The sequence below is a fragment of the Acetobacterium wieringae genome (genome assembly GCF_026646375.1).
GTDB lineage: Bacteria > Bacillota > Clostridia > Eubacteriales > Eubacteriaceae > Acetobacterium > Acetobacterium wieringae_A.
This window is the reverse complement of sequence record NZ_JAIPPU010000005.1, coordinates 165788-177601: the sequence shown is the minus strand read 5'-3', so window position 1 is coordinate 177601 and position 11814 is coordinate 165788. Positions and strand designations below refer to the sequence as shown.

General features: G+C 44.7%; 9 protein-coding genes. 8 read left to right on the top strand and 1 reads right to left on the bottom strand.

Annotation, left to right across the window (positions count from 1 at the left end):
• Positions 1 to 261 precede the first annotated feature (261 nt).
• Complete coding sequence (locus tag Q7P33_RS06645) at positions 262 to 486, top strand: hypothetical protein (protein WP_303868651.1); 225 nt, start codon at positions 262 to 264, stop codon at positions 484 to 486.
• A gap of 64 nt (positions 487 to 550) precedes the next feature.
• Here the strand turns inward: Q7P33_RS06645 and Q7P33_RS06640 are convergent, their stop codons facing one another.
• Positions 551 to 865 carry a hypothetical protein gene (locus tag Q7P33_RS06640; RefSeq protein ID WP_303868649.1) on the bottom strand — a complete coding sequence of 105 codons (315 nt, stop codon included), beginning with the start codon at positions 863 to 865 and terminating at the stop codon, positions 551 to 553.
• Positions 866 to 1177: 312 nt separating this feature from the next.
• Here Q7P33_RS06640 and Q7P33_RS06635 point away from each other — a divergent pair, with 312 nt between their 5' ends.
• The 7 genes from Q7P33_RS06635 to Q7P33_RS06605 are packed head-to-tail and all read left to right on the top strand — an operon-like array spanning position 1178 to position 11813.
• Positions 1178 to 2014, top strand: coding sequence for an ABC transporter ATP-binding protein (locus Q7P33_RS06635; protein WP_303868647.1), 837 nt, complete (start codon positions 1178 to 1180; stop codon positions 2012 to 2014).
• Positions 2015 to 2752, top strand: coding sequence for an ABC transporter permease (locus Q7P33_RS06630; RefSeq protein WP_303868645.1), 738 nt, complete (start codon positions 2015 to 2017; stop codon positions 2750 to 2752).
• Between the two features lie 22 nt (positions 2753 to 2774).
• On the top strand, positions 2775 to 4670 hold the full coding sequence (locus Q7P33_RS06625) for a VWA domain-containing protein (protein WP_303868643.1): 1896 nt from the start codon (positions 2775 to 2777) through the stop codon (positions 4668 to 4670).
• The gene (locus Q7P33_RS06620) at positions 4667 to 5737 is read left to right on the top strand and encodes an ATP-binding protein (RefSeq protein ID WP_303868640.1); all 1071 of its coding nucleotides are present in this window, start codon (positions 4667 to 4669) and stop codon (positions 5735 to 5737) included. The genes Q7P33_RS06625 and Q7P33_RS06620 overlap by 4 nt, the downstream gene beginning before the upstream one ends.
• Before the next feature lie 2 nt (positions 5738 to 5739).
• Positions 5740 to 9576: a cobaltochelatase subunit CobN gene (gene cobN, locus Q7P33_RS06615; RefSeq protein WP_303868639.1), complete on the top strand. Its 3837-nt coding sequence runs from the start codon at positions 5740 to 5742 to the stop codon at positions 9574 to 9576.
• A 19-nt stretch (positions 9577 to 9595) separates the two neighbouring features.
• Positions 9596 to 10672, top strand: coding sequence for an ABC transporter substrate-binding protein (locus Q7P33_RS06610; RefSeq protein ID WP_303868637.1), 1077 nt, complete (start codon positions 9596 to 9598; stop codon positions 10670 to 10672).
• A 49-nt stretch (positions 10673 to 10721) separates the two neighbouring features.
• Positions 10722 to 11813 (top strand): iron ABC transporter permease, encoded by a 1092-nt coding sequence (locus tag Q7P33_RS06605; protein ID WP_303868635.1) that lies wholly within the window; start codon positions 10722 to 10724, stop codon positions 11811 to 11813.
• Position 11814 lies beyond the last annotated feature (1 nt).

Sequence of the window (11814 nt, the reverse complement as noted above, 5' to 3'; positions counted from 1 at the left end):
ACATGTATTTATGCTCGCATATTCGAAATAATGATGTCAAGCATTTTTGAAAATGTTCCGAAAAAGATAAAACATAAGCACTCATAAAAGTGAGTGCATAAAGACGGAATAAAACAGTTATACGGGAACAAAAAAGGAACAAAAGTTGAGTTCAGGGAGATAATAATGATGTTTCTGTTGATTAACGAATCGTTAGAAAGAAGCCTGTCGTCACGGATAAGACATCGGTGGGATGCAGAGTTTACGAGGTTTCATTTCCGGTTGAGCAAAGTCAAAGTTTTTGGATGTTTGTTGATACTTCGGGATTTCCACCAGCGCATAAATTACTTTACCAACACAAAAGAACAGGGAATGATCGAAAGCCTGAATCACCATCCCCGAGGTGCCCCTGTAATGATAAACCGGATGACCTTTGGCATCGAGAAGTCTGAAATAGCCATTATTAAAGCGAAGGCAATGACCATTGTCGACCTTGCGATTGTTTAAGACAGCCAGAGTAAGATTGATTTTTTACGGATTCGGTTGCAATTCGAAGACAGACTTAGTATGATTAATGGCAAGAACGAACTGTACATTGAATTTTTTCACGCGAATCAAGAAGTTCCTGAAAGTGCTGAAAGTTCGTACCAAAGTATCGCGTCCGGTAGAGAACAATAATTAGTTGTTTTGTTTTGGCGTCAATGGTATGAGTGGGTTGGCGTCCATGATTCCCATGGATAAAAAAAGACTTGCCGTTTTTTCGATACCCGGTAATCATCCGATTGATGTGTCGCACGGAGCCCCCGATTCTTAATGCCGCAATCTTTTTATTTCCATTTGTATCCACCAGTAATTGAATTGTCTGATATTTCAATTCTTCATTCATTTTCAAGCTAACCTTTCTGATTATCCTGCCTCTTTCCAATATAAGTTGATCCTTATTTTCTGAGGTTACATTATATACTAAATTTCAATTTTGGGACATTATCATAAGTGGTTCATAATGGTTCAAAGAAAAAGTGATTTTGATTGACAATATGATCTGATTATGAGAAAATAAAAACAATTTAATACAAGTATATACAAAGTCTCGAAGACTAATGTCGGTTTGCAAACCGTCTTTTTCTTTGTGACTTTTTTTTGTCCAAAAGGAAAAATTAACAATTAACAATGGTGTTGTGACTGGAAAGAGAGAAGAATGCTGGAACTTATCGAAATCGAAAAAAAATTTCAAGAAAAGAAAATCTTGGAAAATATAAACTTTAAAGTGGACAAAGGGGAATTCTTCGGACTGCTTGGTTCAAACGGCGCGGGTAAAACCACTATGATAAAGCTCATCTCTACCCTGTTACTGCCTTCTCATGGAAAAATCCTGCTGGATAGAAACGAAATAACCCGGAATAATGTGGAGATAAAAAAGCGCATCACCACAGTAACCCAGGAATATACTCTGCGTGGGGATATGAGTGTGGATGAAATTATGGAATATCAGGGTAGACTTTATCGGATTCCCCGGGAACAACGCAAGCGTGATTCAAAAGATCTGCTGGAATTCTGCGGCTTAATGGAACACCGAAAAAAACGAGTGCGCGAACTGTCTGGGGGGATGAAACGAAAACTGATGCTGTGTCGGGCATTGCTGCCCAAGCCCGAACTGGTGCTTTTGGATGAGCCCACCGTGGGGCTTGATCCTTTTTCTCGGCGGCAGATGTGGGATCTGATTAGTGGCTTAAATCAACAGGGGATGACCTTTATTCTCACCACCCATTATATGGAAGAAGCCCAGATGTTATGTAAACGAATTGCCCTTATTGATGAGGGTCGCCTACTGGATATTGCCCCGCCGTTGGAACTCATTAATCAGTTGGGAAACATCGCCGTTGAGGTGGTATCACCTGGGGGAATACAACAAGAATATTTTAGAAACCGAGAGTTGGCATTGGCCTATGCAGGAAGTTTAAATGACCCCTTTACCCTTCGGCAAACAAACCTTGAAGATGTATTTATCAAGCGATTGGGAAGGGGAATCGATTAGATGGCAATACTAACCGTCTTATGGGAAAAATGGATTGAGTTTAAACATGAATGGTTGAAAATCACGGGGACAGCAATGATTAGCCCGATATTATATCTGCTGACCTTTGGGTTGGGTCTGGGCATGGACAAAGTGGTAGATGGTCACAGCTATATGGCGTTTTTAATTCCTGGGATTATTGCGTTGACCACCATGAATGCCAGCTTCAATGCTATTGGGATGTCTTTAAACGTCCAGCGGCTTTATGAAAAATCCTTTGATAATGTGTTGGCATCGCCCACGCCTTTGGGACAATATATTATCGGTCAGATGATTGGTGGCAGTTTGAGAGGAATGTATGCGGGAAGCCTAATTCTCGGAATTGCATATATTTTTGGAGCACCGATTCAGGTCAATCTGATCTTTTTTCTGGTGATGTTGCTTAATGGGATGGCCTTTTCAGCCCTGGGTGTGATGGCGGCCATCATTTCGAAAACCCACGCAGATATCAGCCGCTTTTCAACCTTTGTGATTCTGCCGATGACATTTATCGGAAATACCTTTTTTCCGGTGGCTAATATGCCCTCGCTTTTAAAGAGCGTGGTGCAGGTACTGCCATTAACCCATTCAAGTAGCCTACTGCGTCAGATTTCCTATGGTGAACCGGCAAGTCTGGCCAGTTTTTTCATCATGGTTGTCTACACCATTGTTTTTATGGTCGTTGCATTGATCAAAATTAATATAAGTAAAAATTTATAGCCAGGAAGGAGGCTCAGATGATATGAATAAACATTATTACCCCTTTAGCGCCATCATCGGACAGGAAGCCATGAAAAAAGCATTGTTGCTTAATGTAGTAAATCCTAAAATTGGTGGAGTCCTGATCAATGGCGAAAAAGGAACGGCGAAATCAACCGCAGTCAGGGCATTGTCACCCCTTACGGATAAAAAGATTGTGGAATTGCCATTATCAATTTCTGAAGACCGTCTGGTGGGTTCCATCGATATGGAAAAAACATTGGCGTGCGGTGCGGTTCACTTTGAAGCAGGCGTGCTGAAAAAAGCGGATCAAAACATTTTATACGTTGATGAAGTTAATCTGCTTCAGGACTATATCATTGATATTCTTCTGGATGTCAGTGCTAACGGTATGAACCGGATTGAACGGGAAGGGGTTTCCTTTTCCCACCAAAGCGATTTTATCCTGGTGGGAACCATGAACCGAGAAGAAGGCGAACTGCGACCCCATTTTCTGGATCGGTTCGGACTTTATGTGAATATCCAGGGCGAACAAGATCCCCGAGCCCGGGTTGATATTTTAAAAAACAGATATGCATACGAAGAAAATCGTCAGTTTTTTTGTCAGTCCTTTGGAGATCAGGAAGCAAAATTCAAGGTGCTCATTTCAGAAGCCAAAGAGCTGATGAAGCGAATGGTTGTGAGCGAAGAAAATCTAGAGAAAATTATTTCGCTTTGCCTTAAGTCCAACGTGATGGGACATCGAGCCGATCTGGTAATGGAACAGACCGCCAAAGCGATAGCTGCATTAAATGGACGAACAGAGATAAACGATCATGATATTGAGGAAGCGGCTTTTTTTGCCTTGATGCACCGACAGAAAGAACGGTCGCAACAACAGCAGGAAGAAGAACAAACGGATTCTCAGGAACCAGAAGACGAACTCGAGCCGGACGAAAATCAACAGGAACCGCAGGCAGATGATGCGCCTTCAGAAGCGGATAACCAAAAGCCGGACAAGGATGAAGCGGATCAGTCCGAGCAGGATGATCAGCAAAAGGAACAGCAGAAACCGGGCAAGCCGCTAACTGAGAATTTTGAAATTGGACAGGACTTTAAGCTGAAGGATTTTGGTCATCAGCCGGATCGAAGGGTTAGACGGGGACAGGGGAAACGAACAAATATCCGCAGCGCCTCAAAATCCGGACGCTATATCTTCACCACCATGCAACGGAAAAACGATGATCTGGCGCTGGATGCCACCATTCGTGCCGCCGCTCCGTTTCAGCGACAACGAAAGTCTAACGGCATGGCGATTAATATTCGGGAAGAAGATATTCGGGAAAAGGTACGACAAAAGAAAATTGCCAATTTGCTGGTCTTTGTAGTCGATGCCAGCGGTTCCATGGGGGCCAACCAGCGCATGGTCGAAACCAAGGGCGCCATCATGTCGCTGCTTAAAGATGCTTATGTGAAACGGGATAAAATCTGTCTGGTATCGTTTCGCGGCGATGAAGCGCAAGTGTTGCTGCCACCCACCCGCAGTGTCGAACGGGGCTACAAACTACTGGAAAATATGGAAATCGGTGGCAAGACGCCCTTAAATGCCGGGCTGACCAAGGGCATTCAGGTCATTAAAAGCGAACTCAAAAAAGCTCCGGATCTGATGCCGATGATGATTGTTATTACCGATGGTAAGGGCAATGTCAGCCTTGAGGAAGACAAAAAACCCAAAGCGGAACTGTTTGAAATCGGTGAGAAAATTCGAGAATTCAAGCAGATCAATACGATGGTTATCGACATTGAAAAACAGGGGATGATGCGTTTTGGCATCGCCAAAGAGCTGGCAGCGATGATGAACTCGGAATACCGCGCGATGGATGAACTAAGCAGCGACAAAATTTTAACTATGGTAGAAAGTATAAGAGGAACAGCATGACACATTATATGAAGAAAAACATGACCTATCCGTTTACGGCCATCATCGGACAGGAATCAATGAAACTGGGGCTGATTTTAAACGTTATCGATCCCAAAATCGGCGGGGTATTAGTTTTTGGCGAAAAAGGAACCGGGAAATCTACCGCCGTTCGGGCGATAGCCAATCTGCTACCGGAAATCGAGGTGGTAAAGGATTGTCCGTTTCGATGTGATCCTCACGATTCCGGCTCCTGGTGTGAAAATTGCCGGACTAAGGTGAAAAACGGCGAAACCCTGGAAGTTGTCAAAGATAAAATGCGGGTTGTTGATCTCCCTGTTTCGGCCACTGAGGATCGGGTAGTGGGATCTCTGGACATTGAAGAAGCCATCCAGCATGGCAAGAAAAAGTTTGATCTGGGGGTACTGGCGCAGGCCAACCGGGGTATTCTCTATGTGGATGAGATCAATCTTTTAGATGATCACATTGTCGATCTGCTACTGGATTCAGCGGCTATGGGGGTGAATACGGTGGAACGGGAAGGGATCTCCTTTTCGCACCCGGCTCAATTTATTCTGGTGGGGACGATGAACCCGGAAGAGGGAGAACTGCGGCCTCAGCTTTTGGATCGTTTTGGTTTTTCTGTCGATATCAAAGGGATCAAAGATCCGACGCAGCGGATTGACATCGTTAAAAGACGAGGCGCTTTTGAAGCGGATCCCCATGAATTTCTGCATCGTTATCAGACCCAGGAAACAGCACTCAGCGATCAGATTGTTAAAGCCAGAGGGTTGCTACCGCAGGTGAACATCTCGGATGAACTGTTGCTGACCAACGCGAAAATCGCCATTGCCCTGGAGGTTGATGGTCACCGGGGGGATTTGACGCTGATGAAAGCGGCCCGAGCCATGGCGGCGTTTAAGGGACATGAACTTGTTGATCAGGAAGATATTCGGGCAGTGGTCGAAATGGTATTCCTCCATCGACTGAAATCACTGCCCTTTGAAAAAACAAAGAATTTTAACATCGATCTGGTCAATTCAATCATTGATGAAGATGCGGTATTAAATGAAGAAAAGGCAGGCTGAAAATGAAAACCATTATTGCAATTCTATGGCATAAATCAGCCAACCGGCTCCGCATGATCACTCCATATATACAAGACCAGGTGAATCTGAAAATATATTCCGCCGCTGAACTGGGCGATGGCAGAGCAGACCTCGAGGCCTTATATCGAGAAATGGATAAAGCCGATGGATTTCTGTTTAATGTCACGGTGTCCGATTCAGTGTGGGGTGAAATTGAAGAATATGCTGCGGCAAAAATCACACCGATCGTTTATGTCGGTGGGGAAGCCATGAGCCATGTGAAAAACAAAGAATCCCTCAAGTATTCGGCTTACTGCAATCAATACTACCATTACAGCGGAAAAGAAAACCTGGTAAATATGATCCGGTATATGATCACCGAGGTTCTGGGAGAAAGTCACGGCTATAAAGAACCGATGTTTATTCCCTGGGAAGGGATTTTTCATCCGGACACGGAGGCGGTTTTTCAGAGCTCACAGGACTATTTTGCCAGTCGGGGGAAATCGACCAAAGGCGTGATCGGTGTGATCGCCTCCAGAACGACCTGGCTCAATGAGGATATTGCAGTTGAAAAAGAACTGATTCGGATTATTGAAGACCGGGGTTACTCGGCATTACCGATCTATACCTATTCCTGGCCGGATGCTGAAATAGGCGCTAAAGGAGTGGAATTTGCAGTGGAGCAGTTCTGCTTTGATTCCGCCGGAAAACCGGTGATCGATGCGATGATCCGGATGAGTGGATTTTTTCTGCAATCCAACAATGACGGCAAGCAAAGTAAACCCAGTTCCATTATGAAGCGTTTGAACTGTCCGATTGCCAAGCCGGTTTGCTCAACCTCGATGTCCATTGAAGAATGGGAAGCGAGCAAAGACGGAACCATTGCCGATCTGCCATGGAGCATTGCCCTTCCCGAACTGGAAGGGGTGATTGAGCCGATATTTATTGGTGCTGAAGATCGCAGCACAGCGGTTGATATGAGAACTCCGGTGGGCAAGCGCTGCGAAAAACTGGTGAGCCGGATGATCAATTGGATTGAGCTGAAAAAGAAAGAAAATAAGGATAAAAAAGTCGTTTTTATTTTAAATAATAACCCCTGTACTTCCACCGAAGCATCGGTGGGGGGCGGAGCCAATCTGGATACCCTGGAAAGTGTGGCTCGGATTCTAAAAACCATGAAAAATCAGGGTTACGATCTGGAAGATATTCCCGAAGATGGCGATAGTCTGATTAAAACCATTATGGCGCGAAAGGCGATTTCCGAATTCCGCTGGACAACCGTTAAGGAAATGGTTAACAAGGGCGGCGTCATTGATTTTGTCTCCCGAGAACAGTACCGGCAATGGTTTGAAGAGATCACCGCGGAAGCCCAGATTAATATGATCAAAGGTTGGGGTGAGCCTTTTGGCGAAACTGAAGAGGGCCTGCCGCCGGCCATGGTTTATGAAGATAAGATGCTGGTTACGGGAGTCAGTTTTAAACATGCACTGGTTTGTGTTCAGCCCAAAAGAGGCTGCAGCGGATCCAAGTGTGACGGTAAGGTCTGTAAAATCCTTCACGATCCCCATATTGCGCCAACCCATCAATACCTGGCCAGCTACCGCTATTTTGAGCGAATTTACGGAGCAGACGTGATTATTCATGTGGGAACCCACGGAAATCTGGAGTTTCTTCCCGGCAAAGGTGCGGGTCTTTCGGATAGCTGTTTTCCGGATATCTGTATCGAAAACATGCCAAACCTCTATATTTATAATGCCGATAATCCGCCCGAAGGGACGATTGCTAAGCGTCGGGCATTAGCTACCATTATTGATCATATGCAGACGGTGATGGCTCAGGGTGGTCTTTATGATGATCTTGAAGAATTGGACAACCTCTTAAAACAGTATGACAAGGTTCGGCTGGCCGATAAAACCCAGGCGCATTTGCTGGAGCATCTGGTGATTGAAGAGATTGCGAAAAACAATCTCGAAAAAGAAATCAATCTGGACGATTACCACAACAATTTTGATCAGGTGGTGGAATCCGCCCATCAATTACTGACGACGGTTAAAAACACCCAGGTTCAAGATGGCATGCATATCTTCGGCCAGTTGCCCACTGGGGAAGCCCGGGTGGAAATGCTTAATGCCATCGTTCGGTACGAGGGAATTGATCAGGCATCGCTTCGCAGTGTCATTGGTCAGTTGGTCGGGGTGGAACTGAAAACCCTGCTCAGTCAGACGGAAGCCTTTTCAGAAGTGATTAGTAAAAATAATGGTCAAATCCTTTTTGATCTGGACGTCATCGGCAAGCAGATGATTGCATGTTTTCTAAACGGTCAGGACATTACCGCCGGCTTTTCTTTGCCGGAACCTTATGTGATTAAAAATCCGGCCGCACTTGATCAAATTAATCAGTTCAAAGCGCGGATTATTGATATTGACAGTCGGATTGAAGAATCAAAAGAGATTGATTCTCTGATCGCCGCTATGAACGGGGAATACGTGTCTCCGGGCCCGGCCGGGATTATTACTAGGGGAAGGGATGATATTCTGCCCACCGGGAGGAATTTTTATACCCTGGATCCGGAAACCGTGCCCACAAAAGCGGCCTGGGAAATTGGCAAGCGACTGGCGGATTCGGTTATTCAGAAATTTTTTGATGAAGAAGGGCGTTATCCTGAGACCATGGCCATATATTGGATGGCGGCGGATGTGATGTGGGGTGATGGTGAAGGAATGGCGCAGCTGTTCTATATGCTGGGGGTCAAACCCAAATGGCTACCCAATGGTAAGGTAAAAGGAATTGAAGTGATTCCCTTAAACGAACTGGGCCGGCCAAGAATCGATGTGACGGCGAAGATATCAGGAATTCTCCGGGACAATTTTCAGAATTGTGTAAGTCTGTTAGATGATGCGATTCAGGCGGTTGCCAGCCTAGATGAAGATCGGGAAGCAAATTATGTCAGAAAACATGCCCTGGAAATAACTGCAGAAAAGCCGGAAACCACCTGGGAAGAAGCGACCGCCAGAATTTTCGGGGTACAGCCAGGAACCTTTATGTCTGGTGTCAACCTGATGGTGTATGCCTCGGCCTGGGAAGATCAAACCGATATTACCGATTTGTTTACCTATTACAATGGCTATTCGTATGGGCGGGAGAGCTACGGAAAACGGGCTTATACCGAACTTCAAAATAGCTTAAAAACGGTGGATATCACCTATGACAAGGTGATGACTGATGAACACGATCTGTTGGGTTGCTGTTGTTATTTCGGGAATTATGGCGGGATGACCGCCGCCGCTAGAGAATTATCCAATAAAGATATAAAAACCTATTACGGCGATACCCGGGAAGTAACCAACGTGGAAGTCCGAACCCTGTCCGAAGAAATCAACCGGGTGGTCAGAGGAAAACTACTCAACCCTAAATGGATTGAAGGACAGAAGCGTCATGGCTATAAGGGCGCGGGGGATATCAGTAAGCGGGTTGGTCGGGTTTATGGTTGGGAAGCAACCACCGAAGAGGTGGATGATTGGATCTTTGATGAAATCACCAAAACATTTATTATCGATGCTGAAAACAGAGCTTTTTTCAGAGACAACAATCCCTGGGCATTAGAGGAAATGTCCAGGCGACTGATGGAATCATATCAGCGCGGACTGTGGCAGCCTGAAGAGGGGATGATCGAAGAGATTCAGGACTCCTATCTGGAACTGGAAGGTTTTCTGGAAGAAGATATGGGTTCCGATACCGGTGAATTTCAGGGCTCAGCCATTGAAATAATAAAAGCCGATGAGTTTGAGGAATTTAGGAAAACGATGTCTCAGATTCACGGCGCAAAAAAAAGAAAATAGAAAGAGGAGAAGTTCGAGAATGAAAAAACATGGAAAAAGAGCGTTAAAGTGGTTGTTTTGTATGGCGGTATTGGGAGCGATGGTGTTTAGTTTTGGGGGATGTAGCTCCAGTCAGGGGGATGCCAAGGCTAAGGATTCCAAAGACGGCATTACCGTAACCGATACGATGGGAAGAGAGATTACAATTGAAAAACCACTGGAAAAAATCGTCACCTATAACTCTGGGCTAACCGATATTTTGGTGATGTTTGGCGCAGAAAAAACAGTGATTGGTCGTGGCGACTCCGTTCCCAACCCTGACCCCAGTGTAGAGGTTCCCACGGTTGGAAAATGGAATGAGCCGAATATTGAAGCGATTATGGAACTGAAACCAGAAGCCGTATTTACCTACGCAGCCAATATGACCCCGGAAAACGAACAACTCCTGGAATCGGCCGGAATCAAATGTATCTATCTTGAGTTAACGGATGTGTCCAAAGCAACCGAAGAGGTTACGGCTTTGGGAGCTCTGTTTGGAAATGAAGAAAAGGCCGCAGAGTTTGTTAAATTCCATGATAAATATGCGGAATTAATTGAAAAGAAATTAAAAAACGTGAAAGAAGAAGATAAGGCGACCATTTATTACGAAGGTTATACCGACTATAAATCCGTCAATAAGGACGCCGGGGGACAGGCTCTGATTGACGCCGCCGGTGGGATCAACATTGCCGCCGCCGAAACCGCTAAATATCCGGAAATCAGTGATGAATGGGTACTGGAACGAAATCCCGATGCGATTGTCAAACTGGTCAGCAGCACGAAGAAAATCATGGGCTTTGATCTGACCGATGAAGCACCGATTAAAGATTTTTATAATACCTTAATCGCAAGACCCAGCTGGTCAAATTTACAGGCCGTAAAAGATGGAAAAGTCATTTTGCTGAGCAGTGATGTGGGAACAACGGCACTGGGCAGCATTATTGGTGAGTTGTATCTGGCCAAAACCATGTACCCGGAACAATTTAAAGATGTTGATGTTAACAAGGTTCATCAAGAATTACAGAAAACCTTGTATGGGGATGATTTAGTTGGAATATTTGCCTACCCCGCAAAATAGTAAAACGAAGATTCGTTAGAAGTCTATAAAAGGTAATGGTGTCTTATAAATGAAAATGACAAAAAATGAGAAGAAAAACATGGAACAGAACATTGATCAGGCAAAACTGAATTACATGAATAAACGATCCCGAAAGATCCTGTTTATCGTGTTTTTGAGTATTGCACTGGTTATGACAGCCGTCATTTCAATTACGATGGGAGCCTCTTCGGTGGATTTTCAAACGGTGCTTCAGGTAATTGGGGATGTTTTTGTCCGCAATGATGCCATTACCGACATTCAACGGGATATTGTTTTCAAGATTCGTTTACCACGAATTATTACTGCCATTCTGGTAGGTATGGCCCTATCCAATGCCGGGTTGCTGATGCAGGGGATTTTTCAAAATCCTCTGGTTAGCCCCTACACATTGGGGGTTTCTAATGGGGCTGCTTTTGGAGCATCACTGGCCATTATTTTTGGAGCGAGTTTTTCTTTTCTCAATTTTGGCGAGTTTCTGATCCCGGTTTTTGCCTTTGGGTTTGGAGTACTTACGATGTTTCTGGTTTATGGGGTAGCAAAGGTAGCCAGTGATTCTTCAAGCACCCTGATTTTGGCAGGGGTGGCCATTGGCTATTTGTTTTCGGCATTAGTTTCTCTGGTAAAATACCTCAGTGATGTGAAAGATCTGCCGGAACTTGTTTTCTGGATGATGGGCAGTCTTTCGGGGGTGCCGACGGTAGGGATTATTATTATGCTGATTGCCATCACAATTACTATGATTTTGATGATGTGGTTTGCCTGGGATCTTAATATTATGTCTGCGGGTGAGGAGACCGCCGTCAGTCTGGGGGTGAACTATAAAAAAGTTAAGATGATGTCCTTTGGAATTTCGACCTTATTAACAGCTGTAGCAGTTTCCTTTACCGGGGTTATCGGCTTTATTGGCTTAGTGGCACCGCATGTAACGAAGATGTTGATTGGTAACGATTTTCGCTATTCGGTTCCGGGAGCCGCTTTAGTTGGAGCACTGCTGTTATTGATTGCTGATACCATCGGGAGAAATATCATTGCCCCAACTCAATTACCAGTCGGAATTGTTACATCAATTATTGGGGTTCCCTTCTTTTTGTATTTGATTGTAAGAAAGCGAGGAAAGTAAA